18 protein-coding genes and 2 tRNA genes are annotated in these 21,896 nt (G+C 40.8%); 11 read left to right on the top strand and 9 right to left on the bottom strand.

Annotation, left to right across the window (positions count from 1 at the left end):
* Window positions 1-4: 4 nt before the first annotated feature.
* Complete coding sequence (locus tag W7W_RS0105595; protein WP_010662841.1) at window positions 5-1,258, top strand: sodium ion-translocating decarboxylase subunit beta; 1,254 nt, start codon at window positions 5-7, stop codon at window positions 1,256-1,258.
* 113 nt (window positions 1,259-1,371) lie between these two features.
* On the opposite strand, the gene W7W_RS23115 is transcribed toward W7W_RS0105595, so the two are convergent.
* The 4 genes from W7W_RS23115 to W7W_RS0105580 form a co-directional block, all read right to left on the bottom strand.
* Window positions 1,372-1,605, bottom strand: a complete 234-nt coding sequence (locus tag W7W_RS23115) for a (2Fe-2S)-binding protein (RefSeq protein WP_010662840.1) — start codon at window positions 1,603-1,605, stop codon at window positions 1,372-1,374.
* A 65-nt stretch (window positions 1,606-1,670) separates the two neighbouring features.
* Entirely contained in the window at window positions 1,671-2,327 is a 657-nt protein-coding gene (locus tag W7W_RS0105590; protein ID WP_010662839.1) for a LolA family protein, read from the bottom strand.
* 44 nt (window positions 2,328-2,371) lie between these two features.
* On the bottom strand, window positions 2,372-4,864 hold the full coding sequence (locus W7W_RS0105585) for an FtsK/SpoIIIE family DNA translocase (protein ID WP_010662838.1): 2,493 nt from the start codon (window positions 4,862-4,864) through the stop codon (window positions 2,372-2,374).
* Between the two features lie 131 nt (window positions 4,865-4,995).
* Entirely contained in the window at window positions 4,996-5,712 is a 717-nt protein-coding gene (locus tag W7W_RS0105580; RefSeq protein ID WP_029510378.1) for a membrane protein, read from the bottom strand.
* A 207-nt stretch (window positions 5,713-5,919) separates the two neighbouring features.
* On the opposite strand from W7W_RS0105580, the gene W7W_RS0105575 reads away from it, so the two are divergent.
* From W7W_RS0105575 to W7W_RS0105565, 3 genes are all read left to right on the top strand, one after another.
* On the top strand, window positions 5,920-6,897 hold the full coding sequence (locus W7W_RS0105575; RefSeq protein ID WP_010662836.1) for a carbamate kinase: 978 nt from the start codon (window positions 5,920-5,922) through the stop codon (window positions 6,895-6,897).
* Window positions 6,898-6,950: 53 nt separating this feature from the next.
* A complete protein-coding gene (locus W7W_RS0105570) occupies window positions 6,951-7,952 on the top strand; it encodes an ornithine carbamoyltransferase (RefSeq protein ID WP_010662835.1) in 1,002 nt (333 codons plus the stop codon).
* Between the two features lie 122 nt (window positions 7,953-8,074).
* Window positions 8,075-8,467, top strand: coding sequence for a YidH family protein (locus W7W_RS0105565; protein WP_010662834.1), 393 nt, complete (start codon window positions 8,075-8,077; stop codon window positions 8,465-8,467).
* A gap of 187 nt (window positions 8,468-8,654) precedes the next feature.
* On the opposite strand, the gene W7W_RS23445 is transcribed toward W7W_RS0105565, so the two are convergent.
* On the bottom strand, window positions 8,655-8,822 hold the full coding sequence (locus W7W_RS23445) for a hypothetical protein (protein ID WP_010662833.1): 168 nt from the start codon (window positions 8,820-8,822) through the stop codon (window positions 8,655-8,657).
* Window positions 8,823-8,971: 149 nt separating this feature from the next.
* On the opposite strand from W7W_RS23445, the gene W7W_RS0105555 reads away from it, so the two are divergent.
* Genes W7W_RS0105555 through W7W_RS0105545 form a run of 3 tightly spaced genes read left to right on the top strand, consistent with a single transcriptional unit; the run spans window position 8,972 to window position 12,089 of the window.
* Window positions 8,972-9,664: a potassium channel family protein gene (locus W7W_RS0105555; RefSeq protein WP_025007181.1), complete on the top strand. Its 693-nt coding sequence runs from the start codon at window positions 8,972-8,974 to the stop codon at window positions 9,662-9,664.
* Window positions 9,665-11,467 carry a TrkH family potassium uptake protein gene (locus W7W_RS0105550; RefSeq protein WP_010662831.1) on the top strand — a complete coding sequence of 601 codons (1,803 nt, stop codon included), beginning with the start codon at window positions 9,665-9,667 and terminating at the stop codon, window positions 11,465-11,467.
* A gap of 25 nt (window positions 11,468-11,492) precedes the next feature.
* Window positions 11,493-12,089 (top strand): DNA-3-methyladenine glycosylase I, encoded by a 597-nt coding sequence (locus W7W_RS0105545; protein ID WP_010662830.1) that lies wholly within the window; start codon window positions 11,493-11,495, stop codon window positions 12,087-12,089.
* A 211-nt stretch (window positions 12,090-12,300) separates the two neighbouring features.
* On the opposite strand, the gene mazG is transcribed toward W7W_RS0105545, so the two are convergent.
* Window positions 12,301-13,077, bottom strand: a complete 777-nt coding sequence (mazG, locus tag W7W_RS0105540; protein WP_010662829.1) for a nucleoside triphosphate pyrophosphohydrolase — start codon at window positions 13,075-13,077, stop codon at window positions 12,301-12,303.
* A gap of 224 nt (window positions 13,078-13,301) precedes the next feature.
* Between mazG and W7W_RS0105535 the strand changes: the two genes are divergently transcribed.
* Window positions 13,302-15,086: an SLC13 family permease gene (locus W7W_RS0105535; RefSeq protein ID WP_010662828.1), complete on the top strand. Its 1,785-nt coding sequence runs from the start codon at window positions 13,302-13,304 to the stop codon at window positions 15,084-15,086.
* Between the two features lie 363 nt (window positions 15,087-15,449).
* On the opposite strand, the gene W7W_RS0105530 is transcribed toward W7W_RS0105535, so the two are convergent.
* Window positions 15,450-16,901, bottom strand: a complete 1,452-nt coding sequence (locus tag W7W_RS0105530) for a glycoside hydrolase family 16 protein (protein ID WP_010662827.1) — start codon at window positions 16,899-16,901, stop codon at window positions 15,450-15,452.
* A 544-nt stretch (window positions 16,902-17,445) separates the two neighbouring features.
* Between W7W_RS0105530 and W7W_RS0105520 the strand changes: the two genes are divergently transcribed.
* The 3 genes from W7W_RS0105520 (at window position 17,446) to W7W_RS0105510 (ending at window position 19,712) form a co-directional block, all read left to right on the top strand.
* A tRNA-Gly gene (locus W7W_RS0105520) sits at window positions 17,446-17,518 on the top strand.
* A gap of 117 nt (window positions 17,519-17,635) precedes the next feature.
* Window positions 17,636-17,719: transfer RNA gene (locus W7W_RS0105515), tRNA-Leu, on the top strand.
* Window positions 17,720-18,335: 616 nt separating this feature from the next.
* Window positions 18,336-19,712, top strand: coding sequence for an exonuclease domain-containing protein (locus W7W_RS0105510; protein WP_010662825.1), 1,377 nt, complete (start codon window positions 18,336-18,338; stop codon window positions 19,710-19,712).
* Window positions 19,713-19,725: 13 nt separating this feature from the next.
* On the opposite strand, the gene W7W_RS0105505 is transcribed toward W7W_RS0105510, so the two are convergent.
* On the bottom strand, window positions 19,726-20,304 hold the full coding sequence (locus W7W_RS0105505) for a DUF2179 domain-containing protein (protein ID WP_010662824.1): 579 nt from the start codon (window positions 20,302-20,304) through the stop codon (window positions 19,726-19,728).
* Window positions 20,305-20,315: 11 nt separating this feature from the next.
* Complete coding sequence (locus tag W7W_RS0105500) at window positions 20,316-21,890, bottom strand: peptide chain release factor 3 (protein WP_010662823.1); 1,575 nt, start codon at window positions 21,888-21,890, stop codon at window positions 20,316-20,318.
* Between the last annotated feature and the right edge of the window lie 6 nt (window positions 21,891-21,896).

Genomic DNA, 21,896 nt, shown 5'->3' with positions numbered 1-21,896 from the left:
TAACGTGAGAAAATTTGTTACAATATTTACCGTTCTCGCTCTGCTATTCATGGTCTCAGTGCTTAGCGGGGGAGATGCATCTGCTCAGGATGTAATTCAGGGTGGAGCTGACAGTGGCAGTGCGTTGTCAAGGGGAATGAGTACTTTCTGGCAATACACTGGCTTTTCCAATATTACACTTGGAAACATCGTTATGCTTCTTGTCGGATTGTTTTTTATTTTTCTGGCTATTCAATTTAACTACGAACCACTGTTGCTTGTTCCCATTGGTACAGGTATTATTCTTGGTAATATTCCCTTTATTGAAGGGTTTCAGATTGGTATCTACGAAGATGGTTCAGTGCTCAATTACCTCTATTTCGGGGTGGTGAAAGGGGTGTATCCTCCTCTAATATTTTTAGGTATCGGCGCAATGACCGATTTTTCCTCTCTCATTTCCAACCCACGACTGATGCTTCTCGGGGCTGCTGCCCAAATCGGTGTTTTCGGAACTTTTATCGGTGCCATGGCGCTTGGATTTGAAATTCACCAGGCCGGAGCTATCTCAATTATTGGTGGTGCCGACGGACCTACAGCTATTTTTGCTTCTTCAAAGCTTGCTCCCGAACTGATTGGTAGTATCGCTATTGCTGCTTACTCATATATGGCTTTGGTGCCTGTTATTCAGCCTCCCATTATGAGGTTAATGATCAGCAAAAAAGAACGCCTGATAAAAATGAAACCTCCCAGAGCTGTTTCTAAGACTGAAAAGATTTTGTTTCCTCTCATCGGAATGATTTTGACGCTGTTTATTTCCCCAACCGCTCTGCCACTGCTGGGAATGTTGTTTTTTGGAAACCTGATGAAAGAGTGTGGTGTTACTGATCGTTTGGCCGAAACTGCCCGGACCAAGATGATTGATATCGTAACCATTTTGCTGGGGCTTACCGTTGGTGCTTCAACTCAGGCAAGTGTATTCCTGACAAAAGAGTCGATGATGATTTTTGTACTGGGTGCCGCTTCTTTTATTGTAGCTACAGCTGGTGGATTGCTATTTGCAAAAATCATGAATTTATTCCTGAAAAAGGAAAATAAGATCAATCCTTTAATTGGAGCAGCAGGAGTTTCTGCAGTTCCAGACAGTGCAAGGGTTGTTCAGCATGAAGGACTTAAAAGTGATCCTTCCAACCACTTGTTGATGCACGCCATGGCTCCCAACGTATCTGGAGTGATCGGTTCTGCTGTGGCAGCAGGTATTATGCTGAGTTTCCTTATGTAATAAATATCCTTTTTAGTAATTGGTTGATTGATGAAGAGACTTTCGGACTTCCGGAAGTCTCTTCTTTTTTATGTCTGATGATTAGAGCATATTTGGTAATAAAAAGGTACTCATTAACTGCCTGAGAAGTCAAATGGAAGTGTTAACTGCACATTCTGTCTATTTCCTGAAGATTGTTCCTTCAGCCTTTCAAATACTGATTGTAATTCCGTTTTGCATCGACCACAGGAAGTTGATGCAGCCGTTTTGTTTACAATATCCTGAAGTGTTGCTTCCGGGTATCGGCTTACAATCTTTTTGATAGCTTCTTCGCTTACTCTGTTACAGATGCAGATGAGTTTTGACATAAAAAAGGCTGTAGTGAAATGGCAAAATTAACACAACAGCCCTATATCGCAAATTCAAAAATGGTTTATCGTAAGTCAATCACATCAACCTCGGGATGTTCTTCTGTTTTGAAAACAAATTGTGAAGCATCAACAGGGACATTGGTCTCCATTTTATTTATCTCGATGATGTAATTGTTTCCATCCTTCCCAATCTGTATAATCTTGGAAATGTGTTTACTGGCTTTGTTTACATACAATTTAATGCGTGAAAAAGGCTTATTTCTGTCCTCCGGGAAAAGATCCACAATCTGAATTTGTTTTCCGTCTTTTACTTCATTTCCTGCAAAAATATACCTGAAGCCATCCTCATGAATACTAAAAATATTGGAAGGACTTAAAGACATTTCATCGTTGGGATCCGGAGTTGATATATTCACTTCTCCAACTTCAGTAAGATAAGTCCAAAGGGTTTCACCGTCAAAATAGCTTTCTGCATTCATTACATCAGCTTTATATTTATTTCCCGAGATCAAAATAGTTCCATCATAGCTGTCTTCTATATCAGCTTGTTTGTTTTCAAGAGTAAAAGTAAAATGAGCCTTGATGGAATTATATGATTTCGTCACTTCCGAGACTTTATCCAGTATCTCCTTGCCCTGTAGCACTTCAGGACTTTGTGCCCGGGTCGTTGCACTCGTAAATAACAGGGTAATGCTTAGCAATTTAATAAACTTCTTCATTGTATGTTGTCTTTTTCTATCCGACGTTCAATTTCCGTTCCAAACTACCTTATATTATCAAAAAGTTTTTCCAATTCGTATTCATCGGGAATAAGCACCTGACGGGCTTTACTTCCTTCAAAAGGCCCAACAACTCCGGCAGCTTCCAACTGATCAATGATTCGTCCGGCCCGGTTATACCCGATGGAAAACCGACGCTGAATGAGAGAAGTGGAACCACTTTGATTGGCTACCACAACTTTTGCAGCCTCTTCAAACATGGAATCACGCTTGGATAAATCAACTTCTCCGGGTTCTGCTCCTTCGTTGTCTCCACCTGTGTATTCGGGCAATATCATGGCAGAAGGATAACCTTGTTGTGCTCCTACATAATCATTGATTTTTTCCACTTCAGGGGTATCCACAAAGGCACATTGAACACGAATCAGATCACTGCCTTGTGTAATGAGCATATCGCCTCGACCAATCAGCTGATTGGCTCCCGGAGAATCAAGGATGGTTCGGCTGTCGATCATAGAAGCAACTTTAAAAGCCACACGGGTGGGGAAGTTGGCTTTTATAACGCCTGTAATAATATTGGTAGATGGACGCTGAGTGGCAATAATCATGTGGATACCCACAGCTCTGGCAAGCTGGGCAATTCGCGCAATTGGCATCTCCACATCCTTTCCGGCAGTCATAATAAGGTCGGCAAACTCATCAATAATTACCACAATATACGGAAGGAAACGATGTCCCTTTTCAGGATTGAGCTGACGTTTCACAAACTTGTGGTTGTACTCTTTCATGTTTCGGGCATGAGCCTTTTTTAGCAAATCATAACGCTGATCCATCTCAATAGTGAGGGAATGAAGGGTTGCCACCACCCGTTGCACATCTGTAATGATTGACTCTTCTTCATCAGGCAACTTGGCCAGAAAATGCTTCTCAATTTTGCTGTAAATATTCAGCTCCACCTTTTTTGGGTCCACCAATACAAACTTCAGTTGCGAAGGGTGCTTTTTGTATAACAAAGAGGTGATAATCGCATTTAATCCTACTGATTTACCCTGCCCGGTGGCTCCGGCAACCAACATGTGAGGAGCTTTGGTCAGGTCAATCATGTAAGTCTCGTTGCTGATGGTCTTACCAAAGGCAATGGGTAGTTCAAACTTACTGTTCTGGAATTTACGGGAAGTAATTATTGACCGCATGGATACGATCTCCGGTTCTGAATTAGGCACTTCTATACCGATGGTTCCCCGTCCGGGTATGGGAGCGATAATCCGTATTCCAAGTGCAGCAAGAGAAAGCGCAATATCGTCCTCCAGGTTCTTTATTTTAGAGATGCGAACTCCGGGGGCGGGAACTATTTCATATAAGGTAATCGTAGGTCCCACAGTGGCTTTAATACTCTTAATCTGTATTTTGTAATCCTCAAGGGTTTTAACAATCTTGTTTTTATTAGAGATCAACTCCTCTTCACCCACCTGGCCTGAACCAGCATCATGTTCATCAAGCAAATCAAAAGTAGGAAGTTTATAGGATGATAAATCCAGTGTGGGATCATAATCCCCCAGTGGGATATCTTTATTGTGCTCCATCATCTCCTCGGTGGCAGCTTTCTCAATTTTAAGCTCCAGATCTTCATCACCGTCATGCTCAAGAGATTTATCTGTATTCTCAGGCTTAAAATCCATCTCCAGGGTTTCTTCATCATGAACTTCAGTGGCCACTCCTTCGTTCGTTTCATGAGTTGGTTTGGCTTGTGCTGACACATCTGAGAGACCGCTGACGGCCCGCTCCAGAGATAGATCTTCATCCAGTGGTTTTGCTGGCTGATGCTTTTCTTCTTCGACCGATGAAGAAGAAATATCTGAACGGACTTCATCACTTTGAGATTCGAGTCCTGAATTTGCCTCTTTGGCGACAGTCTTTTTGTGAAACGGACGGGAAATTAGGTCAATAAACCAATCGAAACTAAATGATAAATAAGCAAAAAGAGTAACTAAAATAAGAATAAAAGTTCCTGCCCATCCGATAGCAGCCTGTAACCAGGTGCTCAGAAAATATCCATGTGCCCCCCCCAGCAATAAATATCTGTCATTAACCGAATCGATGAAAAAGAATCCAAGCGTCAGCGAAATCCAAATGGTAATAAGTGCTGCATGGGCGAAGGCGGTAGAGAGTTTCATGATTTTGGCCCCTACCAGTTTTATCCCTGTCATAAACAACAACACAACAACCGATGTGGAAGCGACCCCAAACCAGTCATTTATGAAAGTATCTGCCAACCAGGCGCCAAATTTGCCGGTCCAGTTTTCAACGGTAATTTCAGCATCTTTTATAAACTCCCAAAAGGCAATGTCAAATTTACTTCTGTCTGCAAAACCGGTAAAGAAAAACGACATGAAGGCCAGTGCCAGGTAAAACGAAAGTGCTACCAGCAACAGACCTGAGATAAATCTAAACTTGAAATTCTTCAGATTGGTTTCCCATTTGGAGAGACCTGATTTTTGACTTCTTTTTCTTTTTGTTGTCTTTTTGCCGTTACTCATGATGTAAAATTGGTTTTCCTCCTGCAAAAATAATAATTGAACGGGCCTTTTATGCTATTAAGAGAAATAAAGTTTAACCTGAAGCATAAAGGTTGGCGAAAATTCAACGGCTAAAAGCATTATTAATTGTTTTATTTTTTGATTATTGTTGAGATGGTTTGTTCAATTTCCTGAATAGTTGATGCCTGATAATCTTCCGGAACTTCAAATATGGACTCAGAAAGCGTGTCACCGATTACAGAAATCGGGGTCAGTGTAAATAATACATCGTTGTAATAGATAGCGTACTCAAGCATAACACCCGGAATTTTGGCAAAAGGAGTGTTTTTATTGGTAGTGGGGGTGGCTATCTCGGGCGTGTACCAGACAATGATCTCACTGTTTTTTTTTGGTAATTTTATTATAGCTTTTTGTGCCTTATAGCCTAAGATGTTACGAGTGGTATCTTTTTCAAACACAACTTTTCCTTCTTTAAGCTGCTGAAAAATGAAAAGGTCATTGCTCTCTGATGCCGGGACATACATTTTTTTGTTGATAATCTTTAACAGCGTTGCACTGCTGTCGGTACGATGATTGGATATAAAGTCCAATGTGTAAATTCCTAAATCTCCGGCAAATGAAATCCGTTCCTGTCCGGTCCGGAAAAAATATTGCATTTCTTCAGGCAGCAGAAAAGAATAGCTCTTTGCTTTTATTTCGGGCGAATAAGAAATAGCATAATTTACCACCCCCTGTGAAACCACAGGTGTTTTTTGTTTTGGTTGTTGCTTACATCCTGCTAAAACCAGGAAGACAAACATTGTACACAGAGAAAGGGATGCTAAAATAAAACGTGGGCTTTGCTTCATAAAATGAATTATCTATGTATGGTATAAATGGCTTGCACTTTTCAAAATTAACGCAAAAATCAGAAAATTAACAAGCGCTTGTCTTCCGATTCTGTTTACTGGTCAAAAAAGAGAAGGCACAGAACTATTAGGAATTATTGATAAAGGTCATTGTTAAACCTTCTTTTTTTGACGAAAATAGTGTTCTAATAAGACAAAATCTAAACTATGACCAAACTTGCTGTAATTGCCCTGGGTGGCAATGCACTGCTGAGAAACAATCAGTCGGGGACGATTGAAGAGCAGGAAGCCAACACCACCGAAACACTTGAGAATCTTATTTTTCTTGTTAAAGAGGGATATAATCTGGTTTTCACTCATGGAAACGGCCCCCAGGTGGGAAATATCCTGTTGCGCAACGATGCAGGAGAAAATCAGTATGGAGTTCCGCAAATGCCTCTGGATATATGTGTTGCTGACAGTCAGGGAGGGATTGGGTATATGATTGAACGTTGCCTGCTGAATGTTTTGCGTAAACACAACCTTAAAAGAAATGTTCTTACTTTAATGACCCTTACGGAGGTGAATCCGAACGATTCAGCATTTAATAATCCGACCAAGCGGATTGGAAAGATGATGACAAAAGAAGAAGCAGACCGGCTCAATAAAGAGAAAGGATGGATCTTTAAGGAGGAAAAGAAGAACAAGGACGGATATCGCAGAGTGGTTCCTTCTCCTGAGCCTAAATCCATCATGAACTGTGAAGTGGTAGAGAGTAATGCCCGTGCCGGGACCATTGTTATTGCAGTTGGTGGAGGCGGAATTCCCGTTTATACCGATGAAAACGGACTGGTACGGCCTTCTGAAGCTGTGGTGGATAAAGATCTGGCAAGTTCTATACTGGCTACGCAAATTAAAGCGGATGAATTTTATGTGCTTACGGACGTACCGTTTGTCTATCTTAATTACGGAGAAGACAATGAACAAAAACTGGAGTTTTTAAATCATACAGATACCTCGAAGTATCTTGAAACAGGAACTTTCGGCGAAGGTAATATGGCCCCTAAAATCAGGGCTGCTTTGTCTTTTATTGAAAAAGGAGGGCGTCAAAGTATTATTACAGAATCCAAAAAATTGGAAGATAAATCCTTTGGGACCAAAATTACCATGGAGTACGATGAGAAGGATTTACATAAGTATGATTAAGGCTGAGATTATGCTAAGAATAGATCTGAAAATGAACACTTAAAATAAATACAATGGCTTTTAGTTTAAAAAACCGATCATTTTTAAAGTTACTGGATTTTTCACAAAAGGAGATGCATTTTTTGCTTGATTTGGCTGAACAACTGAAGGTTGCCAAATATGCCGGCACTGAACAATCAAGGCTTTCAGGGAAAAATATCGCTCTGATTTTCGAAAAATCCTCCACACGTACCCGCTGTGCTTTTGAGGTGGCAGCACATGACCAGGGAGCACATGTTACTTATCTTGGACCTTCCGGTTCGCAGATAGGGCATAAAGAATCGATGAAAGACACTGCTCGTGTTCTTGGACGTATGTATGATGGAATTGAATATCGCGGATTTGGACAACAAATTGTGGAGGAACTGGCTGAATATGCAGGGGTGCCTGTCTGGAACGGACTTACCGATGAATTCCATCCGACGCAGATTCTTGCGGATTTTCTGACCATGAAAGAGCATTCGAATGTACCGTTAAATCAGGTCTCCTTTGCTTATCTGGGTGATGCGCGCAACAATATGGCCAACTCCCTCCTTGTTGGAGGAGCTAAAATGGGCATGGATGTACGTATTGTAGGTCCTGAATCTCTTCAACCTGATGCTGAACTGGTGGCACAATGCCGTCAGATTGCTGAAGAGACAGGGGCCCAAATTACCATTACGAATAAGGTGGAAGAGGGGGTTGCCGGATGCGATTTTCTCTATACTGATGTATGGGTCTCAATGGGAGAGGGCGATGATGCCTGGAAAGAGAGAATAGACCTGTTGAAGCCTTACCAGATAAATGCCAAAACAATGGAACTAACGGGCAATCCATCCTGTAAGTTTCTGCATTGTCTACCAGCATTTCACAACCGCGAAACCAAGGTGGGAGAGGAGATTTTTCAGAAATTCGGGCTGGACGGACTGGAGGTAACCGAGGAGGTCTTTGAATCTCCGGCATCTATTGTATTTGATCAGGCTGAAAATCGTATGCATACCATTAAAGCGGTGATGGTGGCAACGCTGGGTGCTTAATGAGTTTTTATTTCCCCTGACAGGGCTTTAAAGCATTTCAGGGGAAATATATAAAACCCCGGATAAATTCTTAAATAAACGATTTTTAATATTAAAGGAGAACTTTTCATTTCTGTCAATCAATGGACAATACTAATGATAAGAATACTTTTTCCATGTCCCGTGAGCATCTTGCGAACGAACGCACTTTTCTGGCCTGGATAAGAACCAGTATTGCATTAATGGGGTTCGGTTTTGTGATTATAAAATTCTCCCTGTTTCTTCAGGAACTGGCTTATTGGGTAGAACCGGATTCGGGTAAAACCGACCAAAGTTCACCTGTAATAGGTATTGTTTTAGTTGGAATCGGAATTATTATTGCTTTGCTTTCCTACCTCCGTTACAGAAAAATATCCCGGCAACTGAACAACAAAACATTTACAAACCGGACAATATTCTCTCTTGTCCTGACCATTTTCCTTGTGATTACCGGAATTCTGGTTTTTGTTTGGTATCTCATCCCAATGCTTGGTTGATTTTCCCGGATGATTTCAACCCTTTGCCAACTCAATCCCTCCTTTTCATTCCTACTTCAACAATAGTCCTGGCCTGTGAAACATTTACAAATAATACATCCTCCAAATTCTGAAAATACTCGCCGCAATTTTATACCCGGGTATTGGTCGATAACTCAGAAATGGCCAAGGCAATGCGAATGGTTATTTAATGTCCGAGAATAACCAGCAACAAATTGCCTGGGAAACCTATGGTTCCTTCAGCATAACCAAAACGAAGAAATAAAATAGCCTCTAAAATAGTAGATATGGCAGTGATAAAAACCGGGGCGGTCCCAAAGCGTCGGGCTGTATTGATGATGATGTCCGAACCCATGAGTTAAATATTTGAGGTTTATTTCGGCAATATAGAACAAATCTTTAATCGTATTTATGCCGCAGAGGTAAAATCATTCTTCATGATGAATTCCTAATTGCACTTTGGAGTATTTTTTGATACTTTCGTTCCTATAATCTAGATCACATATGGCGCAGAAAATAGCGGTTATAGGAATGGGCCAGTTTGGTATGGCCATTGCGAAATCACTGACTAAAAAAGGGGCTGAAGTCATGGCCATCGACCGCAGTGAGCACATTATTGAAGAAATGGGCGACCGTGTAGCTCTGGCAGTGGCAATGGATGCCACCGATAAAAGGACCTTACTATCACAAGGTATTCTTGATTTTGATGCGGTAGTTGTGGCAATTGGGGAGGACTTTGAACAACTACTGCTTTGTACCACCCTTTTGATGGACATTGGTGTAAAAAGGATAATGGCTCGTGCCCGGGGGAAAAATCAGCGTGTTATACTGGAAAAAATCGGCGTAAAAGAGATTCTTTCTCCTGAAGATGAAGTGGGAATCAACGTTGCAGAAAGATTGATAAACCCCTCAATCGTCTCGTATCTGGATCTGCCGGACGAGTTTTGCATTATGGAAATTGCTGCCCCTCCCGATGTAATTGGCCGTTCACTTATAGACATTGATCTTCGACGTCGCTATCATTTGAATTTGATTACAATGAAAAGAAGCGTGGAAGTTGAAAGAAAAGGGGAGATGGTGCGTGAACAGCACATCTATGGCATTCCCAAAGGAGAAAGTCTCATTCGGGATAACGACTCTCTGGTTCTTTTTGGGAAAAGAGATCATGTTGAACGATTTATCGAAATAAATCAGTAAATGGGGCGGTTAAGAAACCTGCGCGAACGAATCAATATTTTCTTGTTCGACATCAGGACGAATTTTTTTCGCGTAATGAATGTCTTGTCTATTATTGCCGGTTTGGCCGGTATCTACTTTATCATTCATTTTTTTGGCTTCTCACCCGATAATGTAACTACTGCTGATCTTATTTTTCAATTACATCGGGTTCTTGATTTTTTTCTTCTACAGTTTTGTTTTCGGGTATTTTTTGATTTCAACCCGAAAAAATTCCTGCGAGAAAATATCTGGGAAGGTTTTATTATGCTTCTCATTCTCAGTGAATCAATAGTATATTTTATTTTCGGGAAAGCCTGGCTGTTCCAGGTGTCTCTATTGGCCGGCTTGTCGGTTCAGGGATACTTCATACTGGTTCAGAGCATTTTCTGGGTGGTTGTTCTCCGGGAAACAGGGCGTGAATCCATGAACATGCGCAAGCTGCACATCAGTCCCGGTGCTTTTCTGGCACTCTCATTCCTTATTCTGATACTAACGGGTACCGTACTACTTAAAATGCCTGAAATGACGTACAGTACCATATCCTGGGTTGACGCTTTATTTACATCTGCCAGCGCCAGTTGTGTTACCGGCCTGATTGTTCAGGATACTGCCACATTTTTTACTTTCCGGGGACAATTGATAATCATGCTTCTTTTTCAGCTTGGAGGGCTCAATATGCTTACCATTGCAACTTTTATTGGTTCTTTTTACCGAAAAAGCGGTAGCTTATATACATCCAGTATACTAAAGGATGTGCTGGATACAGAGCATATCGGAAGTCTGACGGGGATTCTGAGAAAGGTAATTTTTTACAGTTTGAGTTTTGAGATAGCCGGTGCGGTATTGTTGTACTTTTTATGGGGCAATCAGGTTGGTTTTCAGGACTCGGTTGAACGAATTTTCTTTTCTGTTTTTCATTCTGTTTCTGCTTTCAACAATGCAGGCTTTTCACTTTTTACCAATGGATTATTTGAAGCACCAGTACGTTTTCAGTATGGAGCGCAGCTTGTCATTATGGTTTTGATCGTTGTTGGGGGACTAGGTTTTATTGTACTGCAGGATGTCTTTACAAACCCCGCCTACCGCCAAAGAAAAAATATCTTATGGCGAAAATTAACGGTTAACTCCAGGGTTGTATTGACCATTACATTCTGGATGTTGGTTTCAGGGGCAATATTATTCTTTGCTTTTGAATACAACAATACGTTGAAAGATCATTCTCTGGCAGGTAAAATTGTGGCTTCTTTTTTCCAGTCAGCCACCACACGAACTGCAGGCTTTAACACTGTTGATACATCTATTCTAACCACCCCAACACTATTATTTTTTATGCTTTTTATGTTTGTCGGTGCCAGTCCGGGTTCCACCGGTGGGGGTATTAAAACTACCACCTTTGCTGTGGCATTAAAAGCTGCATGGGCCAATATCCGGGGGCGGGAGCATGTGGAGGTTTATAAAAAAACTATTCGCTGGGCTTCGGTCAATAAAACCTACGCAATTATTGCTGTAGCACTTACTTTTCTATTTATCTTTACCATTCTGCTTGCAATTACCAATCCGGGGTTCTCATTTCGTGAGCTTCTTTTTGAACAAATCTCCGCAATGGGAACAGTTGGACTAACATTAGGAATTACCGGAGATCTTTCGGTAGCAGGGAAAATCATCCTGGTTGTTTCCATGTTTGTCGGACGAATCGGATCTTTAACAATGGTGGTAATCTTTAGCCGTCGCATTATGTCCGGAGCTTACAGATATCCAAATGCCAAATTGATGATAGGGTAGAAATTTTTTAATAAAAAAAAAGAAGATGTCTTTTAAAGAAATGAAACGTTGTGAATGGTGCGGGACCGATCCATTATATGTAAAATACCATGATGAAGAATGGGGAAGGCCGGTATTCGACGATGAAACACTTTTCGAATTTCTAATTTTAGAAGGGTTTCAGGCCGGATTGAGCTGGATTACCATACTTCGGAAGCGGGAAAATTTCAGAAAAGCTTTTGATAACTTTGATTTTCATAAAATTGCCCGATATACGGAAAAAGATTTTAATCGCCTCATAGAGGACGAGGGGATTATTCGTAACAAGTTAAAAGTCAGAGCTGCTGTGACTAATGCACAGGCATTTCTGAAGGTGCGTGAAGAGTTTGGTTCCTTCAGCAACTATATTTGGGGATTTGTGAATGGTTCTCCCATTGTAAATCATTTTAAAACCATGGAAGAGATTCCTGCTGCAACACCACTATCCGATAAAATAAGCAAAGACCTTAAGAAAAGAGGTTTTAAATTTGTTGGAAGTACCATTGTTTATGCACATATGCAAGCCACCGGAATGGTAAATGACCATGTCACTGAGTGCGCTATAAGAGCAGAGAGCCTGGAGCATAGGGGTGGGAGCTGCTAATTCCCTGATCATCGCTGAAAAACCCTTGTAATAAAAAATTCTCATCAATCAGGTTCAGTAAAAAATGAGATTGCTTCACTATGTTACCAATGACACGACTATTCATGATTTTTCAATCAATGCCAGGCAATCACTTTCACCCCAAAATAGGTTTCTGAAACAATAATGATTATTTATTATTTGATTAAACTCAGCACGCCAAACTCAGAATTCAATATTCCTCCCGTTTTGCTTCATTCCAAATCTCATCCATCTCTGCCAGGGAAAGTTTTTTAAGATCTATGCCCTGTTTTATCGTTTTTCGTTCCAGATAATTAAAGCGTTTAATGAACTTCTGATTGGTTCGTTCCAGTGCATTTTCGGGATTAACGCCATAGAGCCGGGCTGCATTGATAAGCGAGAAAAAGAGATCACCAAACTCATCTTCAATGGCATCCTGATCGTTTTTAATCATTTCCGTCTTCAACTCTTCCAGCTCTTCCTGCACTTTATCCCAAACCTGTTCACGTTTTTCCCAGTCAAATCCCATCCCCCTGGCTTTGTCCTGAATCCTGTTGGCCTTTACCATGGCCGGCAACGATTTAGGCACACCAGCCAACACCGAACGATTTCCGTCTTTCTCTTTCAGTTTGAGTGCCTCCCAGTTTTGTTCCACCTCACGTGCATCTTTCACCTCTGTTTCGCCAAAAATGTGTGGATGCCGATAGATGAGTTTTTCAATAAGCGAGTCAATAACCTCTTTGATGGAGAAAGTCTCCTTTTCTTCACCTATTTTTGAATAAAATACAATGTGAAGAAGCAAGTCTCCCAGTTCTTTGCGGATGGCATCCTGTGAGCCGTCTAATATAGCATCGGCCAGTTCATAAGTCTCTTCAATCGTTAATGTTCGCAACGATTCATTGGTTTGTTCCCGATCCCAGGGACATTTTTCGCGCAACTCGTCCATTACTTCAAGTAACCGGCCAAAGGATTCTTTCTTTTCTTGCATTGATTTATTGAATTAAAAGCTGGATGAAAAAATATCTGTGAATTGCTTTAAATCAGTTTAGTCATCAAAAGTAGTAATTTAGAATTTGATGAGAAATTATTCGTCGGTAGAGTTTTTGGCAATATTAAACACCATGAGTGGGAATGGTTTTAAAAACAGATTTGTTAATTTTTACGAAAATAGTTTTAACTTGCACCCCCTGAAAACTGAGAAAACAAGATCTTATGAGTGTCCCCACATTTGATGTAATACTTGTATTTCTGGTACTTGCATTTATACTGATTTCCCTCTACCGGGAACTGATGGGGGCTGCTTTTACCTTCTTCATTGCCATTATGGTGCTGGGAATTTTTAAAATCCTGACACCTTCCGAAATTCTTGCCGGTTTTGCCAACGAACAGATTGCAGTCATTATCATGCTGTTGCTTCTGGGAGATACCATCCGGCAAACATCTGTCATAGAAGCCATTTTTGAAAAAGCATTTCCCAGATCCATGAAATACAAAGGTTTTCTTGCCAGGATGATGATCTGGGTGGGTGGATTCTCTGCATTTCTGAACAACACTCCTTTGGTGGCGGTTATGATGCCTTATGTACATCAATGGAGCCGTCGAAACAATATTGCGCCGTCCAAACTGCTTATGCCACTCTCTTATGCGGCAATTCTTGGCGGTTGTGTTACGCTGATCGGAACATCCACCAATCTGATCGTTAATGGTATGGTGGTTGATCAGAAGATTTTTCCGGATATGCCCTCACTGGGGATGTTTGATTTCTTTTGGGTTGGTTTTCCCATGCTGATCATTGGAATGGCCTATCTCTACTTCTATTCATACAAGCTGCTGCCCGACAGAAAAAGTGTGATGGAAGAGTATTCCAGTGCCGAAAGAAAATACCTTGTTGAAGCTGAAGTTCGACGAAACAGTCATTTGGTTGGTCAGACCCTGGAGGAATCAGAAATCCGCGATATGGATGGGTTGGTATTGATAGAAATAATCAGAGGCAACAGGATATACCAACTACTTTCGGATAATTTCAGACTTCAGGAAGGAGATTTATTACGTTTTGCCGGAGAAAACAAAAATGTGGTTCGGCTGCTATCGGAAAATTGCGGATTGACTCTGCCATCAGTCGGGATGATGTCCAAACTGAAGAAAACACAGGTGGTGGAAGTCGTAGTTTCACACAATTCTTCTCTCATAACCAAAACAGTTAAAGAAGTAAATTTCAGAGGACGTTTCGACTCTGCACTGCTTGCATTGCACAGAAATGGTGAACGTGTTGTTGGAAAAATAGATGAGGCAAAACTAAAAGCGGGAGACGTTTTGATGCTTTTGGTAGGAGAGGCATTTATGAGTCGTGCCGAGAGTGAACAGGATTTTTATCTGATTTCAAAAATCCGGGAATTTAATCGCACGGAAAAATACAAAATATACACCTTACTGGGTGGTACATTGCTTGCCATTCTTCTGGCTGCAATTAAGCTGGTTCCTTTATTTATTGGTTTGTTTGTGGTACTGATTGTGGTTTCCACACTCAAAATTGTATCTCCCAAGGATATGCCCAAAAGTATTGATTACAATCTTGCCGTAATTATTGCCATGTCACTGGCTTTGGGAACTGCCATGATCAAAACCGGGGTGGCAGATATGGTTGCGGACCTGATTATCAGTGTTTTTCTGCCATTCGGCCGTGTTACCTTGCTTTTTGGGATTTACCTGATGACTGCGGTCTTGGCGGCTTACATCACAAATAAAGCAGCTGTTGCCATTGTGTTTCCTATTTCACTGACGGCTGCCAAAACACTCGGACTGGAACCTGAACCGTTCGCCCTGGTGGTTTCTTTTGCTGCAGCTGCCAATTTTATTACCCCAATCGGTTACCAAACCAATCTGATGGTCTATGGTCCGGGAAATTATAATTTTAAGGATTTCTTTAAGATAGGTTTTCCGCTGACCATTATTTATATGATTGTTACTATCACGGTTCTTAGTCTGATGTATTTTTAATTATATACATACGTTCTATTTCAAAAAACATCCCCTGCAATTAGTAAAATGCTGTAAAATTGCGTCATCTTAAGTAGAAACCTTAATTTCTATTGGTTATATATATGTATTTCTTTAAAAGGAATATATAAGGTTGTTGCGTTTTTAAAAGGCCAAAGATTTTTAAGAAATAGCCTGGGGCAATATTGCTATCAGGCTTTCAGCCTGTTCACATCATACCTGCCTTATGTATAAAGCAGGCTAGTCCCTGACATCCCTCCCCGGGCACGTGTACCGTGGATTAATTAAATTTGCCCCCATTCGGGGACTTTAGAAAAACCCTTCTTTTGAACTACAGCCTTAATTCTTTGTAATCGTTTGGTATTAAATCCGTTGATAACACTTAACCCAATCGACTTCCATTTCGGAGGGAAGATGTTTGTCACCCGGCTCTTCCGGCAAGGTACAAGAGAAGGTCAGATACATTGGTTCTTTAGGAATATTGTGCGTCTGACGATATATTTCAACACCATTGATGCTCCAAACCATTTCGTTTTCAGACCACTCAAAAGAGTAAATAAAGTATTTATTGACGAATTTTGCCCCGTTCACTTTTTTCGTTGATTCGGTAATTCCTTTTCCCTGAACATCTGAAATGATTCCTGCCTCTATCATCCGTCCTCCGGGGTAAATGGTCTTGAAAATGTCGATGTGTGGCGTCATTCGCTCTCCAACCATCCAAAATGCATTCAGCACAGGAAAAGAATTTGTAAATCTGACTTTAGCTTCGAAACGTCCGAATTGTTGCCTGAAACTTTGTCCGGTACTTATCATTCCTGAGGTGTATTCAAACTCCTTTTCACGGAATCCCCAGGTTGGATTCCAAACCTTTCCCTTGGAGACTTCAGGCTGCACCCTTATCCTTAAAGAGGAATCACGAAGATCAATGTTTTCATCTTTAAACATCTGATGCTCACCTTCAAGAACATAAGAGTCATTCATCAGAGCTTTTCCCCAATAGTAACCTGTAATCCATTTTTCGGAATCCAGAGAGGCACTGTCAAAATTATCCTCAAAAGTAAGTTCCCATTTTTTAAGTTCTTCAAATGGATTTTTCTCTTTTACTTTATGATACCAAACAATATCCGGTTGTTTTTTTAACTCTTCAAATTCTTTAATTAATGCAGCTTCATCTGATTTCCTGAATCGGTTTTTGTCCTCCATATCAGCCTTAAATTGCTTAAAATCTGGGGCTTCAACAGCTGCTTGCAGATTGTAATATTCGTTTATTCTGTCACTTTCCCGGAGCCTTTTGTAAATCTGATACTGGGATGATTTCTCCGTTTTAACTGTCCATTTTACAGAGCGATCATTTTTAAGTCTCTTATATTCTTTGTAATTGTGGTAGGCATCAGACTTTTTGAAGTCTGGTCCCGATTTTTCTTTGAAAAATTCGGGAGAGTTGACAAACTTTTCCAATTCACGAAATCTTTCGTATCGCTCCGATTCGAGAGTTTCTTCAACTTTCCTTGCCTTACCGGAGCTTTTAAACTTCAGATAAGTTTTAATATCAGTGCTTTTGCTCAGTTGCTTGTATCGCTCCAGATGTTTGAATTCTTCCGTGTCTTTAAACTTTTTATTTTTTAAGTCATTGACTCGTTTTTCAAACTCACCGGAATGAATCTCCTGATCAAGCTCCCGGTAGCGTTGAAGCAAAGCAGATGATTCGATCTCTTTAAATCTCTTATAATCATCCTGTAATTGGTTTTGCTCCGCTTCAAACTTTACGGTGTCCGGAAATTTTCCGCCAAAAAGTGATCCAAATATGCCAGCCATTTTACTGTATATTAAATTAGTCGTTTTTATTTCTACGTAAAAAAAGCATTTGAGTTAATCTTTATGGCTAAAAATTAACCCAATGTCATGTGTATAGAGCTTTTTCATACAAAATTACAACGAATATAGCATTTTGATGCTTTTAAAAAAACGAAACGAGTATGATATTTTTATAGCTAACCACAAAAACAGTTTCTTATGGTAAGAAAATTCGATTATCATACAGGCATGCATGGGCAGGATAAAGCATTCTTTTTAAAACTTAAAAATCACCCCCTACCAACCCCCAATATCCTGCAAAGGTCCGTCATTGCGAACGTAGTGAAGCAATCTCAATTTTTTAACCGGACACCAATGTTTTTTTTTCAATATTTTTTTGTCAGAAAATGAGGTCATTAGCCTTTTTTCCTGACCTGAGAGCACATTTTTATTTGAAAAACTATTTTGTGGAAACAAAAAATTTATACCTTTGCACACGCTGTTGGAATTAAAGAATTCACTAAAACATCGGCATTCTCATTCAGTAATGAGTAATTATTTAAATGCGAAAATAGCTCAGTTGGTAGAGCACGACCTTGCCAAGGTCGGGGTCGCGGGTTCGAGTCCCGTTTTTCGCTCAGAAAAAAGGGACGAGAAGGCTATGCCGAATCATAGTGAAGTTTCTTTTTTTGCTCTAAATTCTGACGAGATATATATCATGAAATTTGATAAATCTCGTTTTTATTTTGTCTACTGCCCAGATGGTGAAATCGGTAGACACGCCAGCTTGAGGGGCTGGTGGCCTTAAGGCCGTGCAGGTTCGAGTCCTGTTCTGGGCACGATTCAAAGGCTGTAATTGACTATTCATAAGTCGATTGCAGCCTTTCTTTATTGCAGCTGTATTACATCAGAAAGGGGGGGCAAAAAAAATAAGAAAAAAAGGTAACCCGAATAAACGAATTACCTTTTATATAATAGGCGCCACGCCGGTTGGATTATTTAAACTCCTGACGACAGGATTTGAGTACACCTGAAAAGCGGGGATCCTCCGTGTCCGAAGACAACCCGAAGGTTGAGGCCTGCCCTTTTCCCAGATAGTTTTACTCGGTATAATTGTAGTGTTGAGTTTAACAATCAATAATACCGGCGTGGCATTTCTTAAGTCAATGTTCTAATACAAAAGTAGCCTAAACTGCTGTCGTATGCAAGCAATTGAGGCTTTTTTAACGGTTAAGCCATTGCTATTCCCCGGATGTATCTGATGGTCAGTTACCAAAAAAAATAAAGTTTTAAGGGACTTTTTTGACCTGCCTAATTGATGTCGCCGGTCTTCGTTTTAACCAATATAAAAACAGACTTTATTTTTGGCCTGATGCCTGCCTTTCTCACCAAACAGAAAACTGATTAATGATCCATCCTGCAATCAGGTTCAGTGGAATTTAATAAATTTGCAACATGGACTTGCCAAAATATTCAGTAATTGATATAGAAACCACAGGGGGTAAAGCCGGAATTGGTCGTATTACAGAAATTGCCATTTATGTAATGCAGGGAAAGAAGATTGTTGATGAATTTGTCTCTTTGGTTAACCCGGAATGCCATATTCCTCCTTATATCAGTCAACTGACTGGCATTACCAACCAGATGGTTGAAGATGCCCCCCGTTTTTTTGAAATAGCCAAAAAAATCGTTGAAATTACTGAGGATACCATCTTCGTGGCTCATAATGCTCCATTTGATTACAATTTTGTAAAAAAGGAGTTTGAGTCACTGGGATTCAATTATCAACGTGAGGTACTTTGTACCGTCCGTCTGTCCAGGAAAATTATTCCAGGCCATCGATCCTACAGTCTTGGAAATATTTGTCATGATTTGGGAATTCCTCTTTCAGACAGGCATAGGGCAGGGGGCGATGCTCATGCAACTGCTTTGTTGTTAAATCGATTGATTGATCAACAAGGTGACTATATTTTTGCTGAACAGGATCTGGACATTAAAGGTATTCATCCCGATTTGGAAATGGCTAAATTACGTCAACTTCCCGAAGCCCCCGGTATCTATTATTTTCACAATGCGGAGAAAGATGTAATCTATATTGGTAAGAGCAAAAATATTCGCAAACGGGTACTTTCTCATCTTTCAGCAAAAGGAAAACGAAGCCTCAGAATGAAAGAACAATTGGTAGATGTAAGTTTTGAACTTACCGGTAGTGAATTGGTTGCTTTACTCAAGGAATCTGATGAAATTAAACAACAAAAACCACTCTTCAACCGAGCCGGGCGCCGTACACTTTTTAACTGGGGTATCTATTCAATCAAGGACCGCAATGGTTTTCACAGATTCTTCATTGACAGGTTAAAAGACAATGTCAATCAACCGATGGATTCCTTCTCAACAAAAGATGCGGCAGTCGCGGCTCTATTGGGTTGGGCCGACGAATTTGGATTATGTCACAGACTTTGCGGGTTGGAACAATCAACCGGAGCATGTTTCAATCATTCGGTGCATTTATGTAATGGAGCCTGCGTGGGTGAGGAATCTTCGGAGTCTTATAACATCAGAGCTGAAAAAATGATGGAACACCTGAATTTTGCCTCCCGGAATTTTGTGATTTTTGACGACGGAAGGGAAACAGGGGAACAATCATTCGTATGGATTACCCGAAACTCGGTAAAAGGTTATGGATGGATTCAAAATGAAAACCCGATTCATAAACCCGATGATTTGGAAGATTATCTGGCTGGAGGAACTGATAACCGGGACAGTCGTCAGATCGTGCGTTCCTGGCTTCGTAACAATGCCAATCGTAGCACAAAGATTCTGAAATATTAATATAGGGTTCGCACTATTTTCCCTTTCTCCAGGGGAAGTAGCCCACGGAACGCTGAATGGTGCGCATTGGAAAAACGCCCTGATTTGCAAAACGAATATCCTCAATGGTATAAAAAGCCCGTGGATTGTATTTTTTGATTATTTCTGAAACGCGCTTAAAATTGGAACGCTTAATAACACAATAAATCACCGTTACTTCACCACGCGATCCATTGGCGTCGTTCCAGGTTACCCCGAAACCTTCATCCGAAAGTTTACGGGCCAGATCAATTCCCGATTTCTGCGTGATTATTTGTAAATTAACGTATCCCAGTGCCAGCTTTTCTTCAATAAGTAATCCAATATAATTTCCGGTGGCAAAACCGGCAGAATAAGCAATGAAATAAAACCAGTTATCAAGATTTTCAAAAACTTTAGTCATGGCAAGGAGCCAAATAAAAATCTCGAAAAAGCCAAGCAAGGGAGCCAGCAGCTTCAATCCTTTGGAAACAAAAACAATCCGTATGGTTCCGATGCTTACATCTGCAACCCGGGCAATAAATATTAGTGCCGGAATCAAAACCCACGTGTACCAAAAGCCTTCTGTAATCATTATTCTATCTTTTAAAACTCAGAGGTGAAATGAAACTTGATGCCCTTAAAGTTCTCTTTGGCCATGTCGAGCATATAGGAAGAATCTGCCAGAAAAACATCACGTCCAGACTTATCAGTGGCCATATACTGGTTCTTTCGCTTTTTAAAATCCTGTAATTCGGCCTGATCTTCAGCTTCCAGCCAGCAGGCTTTATACAAATTAATGGGTTCATAACGGCAGGAGGCTCCATACTCGTGTAACAACCGGTACTGAATCACCTCAAACTGAAGAGCACCCACCGTACCAATGATTTTTCGCCCGTTAAACTGGCTGACAAACAACTGGGCAACTCCCTCATCCATCAGCTGATCAATTCCTTTGGCGAGCTGTTTGGATTTCATCGGATCTGCATTTTCAATATATCGGAAAAGTTCCGGAGAGAAACTTGGCAATCCTTTGAAATTCAAAGGAGCACCTTCGCTCAAACTATCGCCAATCTTGAAATTTCCCGAATCCGGAATTCCTATAATATCGCCCGGAAAAGCGTCCTCTACGATGGATTTTTTTTCTGCCATAAAAGCCGTCGGACTGCTAAACTTCATTTGTTTACCTAACCGCACATGCTGGTAATTGGTGTTTCGTTGAAAATGCCCACTGCAAATCTTTACAAAAGCCAATCTATTTCGATGATTTGGATCCATGTTGGCATGAATTTTAAAAACAAATCCACTAAACTTTTCCTCATCGGGTTCTACAATCCGCTCCTCAGCTTTTGATGGACGGGGAGGGGGTGCTATTTCCAGAAAACAATGCAAAAGTTCTCTGACTCCAAAATTATTCAAAGCACTACCAAAAAACACAGGAGCAAGCTTACCTTCAAGATACGGATTTTTATCGAATTCAGGATAAACACCTTCTACCAGTTCCAGCTCTTCGCGAAGCGTATTGGCTGAATTCTTCCCAATCTCCTCTGATAGCTGGTTATCATGAACATCCAGACTCAGACCTTCCTCCAGGGTTTGCTTGTTGGGCGTAAACAGATACAAGCTTTTATCAAACAGATTGTAAACACCCTTAAAATCGGGTCCGTTTCCAATTGGCCAACTTAAAGGACGTACCTCTATTTTGAGTTCTTCTTCTATTTCGTCCAATACTTCAAAAGGATCCCGTGAAGGGCGATCCATTTTGTTAACGAAGACAATCACAGGTGTCTGACGCATCCGGCAAACCTCCATGAGTTTCCGGGTCTGTGCCTCCACTCCTTTTGCAGCATCAATAACTATAATTACACTATCCACTGCGGTAAGAGTACGATAAGTGTCTTCTGCAAAGTCCTGGTGTCCGGGGGTGTCAAGTATGTTCACTTTGTATCCGTTGTACTCAAATCCCATAACCGAAGTAGCCACAGATATTCCTCTTTGCTTCTCAATCTCCATGAAGTCGGAAGTAGCCGTTTTCTTTATTTTATTGGATTTTACCGCCCCGGCAACGTGAATGGCACCTCCGAATAACAGGAATTTCTCGGTCAGCGTGGTCTTTCCGGCATCGGGGTGACTTACAATACCAAAAGTGCGTCGGCGTTTTATCTCTTCTTTAAATGTCATTGTCAT

Origin of the sequence: Marinilabilia salmonicolor JCM 21150, from assembly GCF_000259075.1 — a bacterium.
Lineage (GTDB): Bacteria > Bacteroidota > Bacteroidia > Bacteroidales > Marinilabiliaceae > Marinilabilia > Marinilabilia salmonicolor.
This window is presented reverse-complemented; position numbering and strand designations above follow the sequence as displayed.

Coding starts and splice junctions, on each gene's coding strand:
- mazG (WP_010662829.1), bottom strand. CDS start 13,077: ATGCAAGAAAAGAAAGAATCCTTTGGCCGGTTACTTGAAGTAATGGAC.
- W7W_RS23445 (WP_010662833.1), bottom strand. CDS start 8,822: ATGGGTTCGGACATCATCATCAATACAGCCCGACGCTTTGGGACCGCC.
- W7W_RS23115 (WP_010662840.1), bottom strand. CDS start 1,605: ATGTCAAAACTCATCTGCATCTGTAACAGAGTAAGCGAAGAAGCTATC.
- W7W_RS0105565 (WP_010662834.1), top strand. CDS start 8,075: ATGGACAATACTAATGATAAGAATACTTTTTCCATGTCCCGTGAGCAT.
- W7W_RS0105530 (WP_010662827.1), bottom strand. CDS start 16,901: ATGGCTGGCATATTTGGATCACTTTTTGGCGGAAAATTTCCGGACACC.
- W7W_RS0105570 (WP_010662835.1), top strand. CDS start 6,951: ATGGCTTTTAGTTTAAAAAACCGATCATTTTTAAAGTTACTGGATTTT.
- W7W_RS0105505 (WP_010662824.1), bottom strand. CDS start 20,304: ATGATTACAGAAGGCTTTTGGTACACGTGGGTTTTGATTCCGGCACTA.
- W7W_RS0105535 (WP_010662828.1), top strand. CDS start 13,302: ATGAGTGTCCCCACATTTGATGTAATACTTGTATTTCTGGTACTTGCA.
- W7W_RS0105590 (WP_010662839.1), bottom strand. CDS start 2,327: ATGAAGAAGTTTATTAAATTGCTAAGCATTACCCTGTTATTTACGAGT.
- W7W_RS0105575 (WP_010662836.1), top strand. CDS start 5,920: ATGACCAAACTTGCTGTAATTGCCCTGGGTGGCAATGCACTGCTGAGA.
- W7W_RS0105510 (WP_010662825.1), top strand. CDS start 18,336: ATGGACTTGCCAAAATATTCAGTAATTGATATAGAAACCACAGGGGGT.
- W7W_RS0105545 (WP_010662830.1), top strand. CDS start 11,493: ATGTCTTTTAAAGAAATGAAACGTTGTGAATGGTGCGGGACCGATCCA.
- W7W_RS0105580 (WP_029510378.1), bottom strand. CDS start 5,712: ATGAAGCAAAGCCCACGTTTTATTTTAGCATCCCTTTCTCTGTGTACA.
- W7W_RS0105585 (WP_010662838.1), bottom strand. CDS start 4,864: ATGAGTAACGGCAAAAAGACAACAAAAAGAAAAAGAAGTCAAAAATCA.
- W7W_RS0105555 (WP_025007181.1), top strand. CDS start 8,972: ATGGCGCAGAAAATAGCGGTTATAGGAATGGGCCAGTTTGGTATGGCC.
- W7W_RS0105550 (WP_010662831.1), top strand. CDS start 9,665: ATGGGGCGGTTAAGAAACCTGCGCGAACGAATCAATATTTTCTTGTTC.
- W7W_RS0105500 (WP_010662823.1), bottom strand. CDS start 21,890: ATGACATTTAAAGAAGAGATAAAACGCCGACGCACTTTTGGTATTGTA.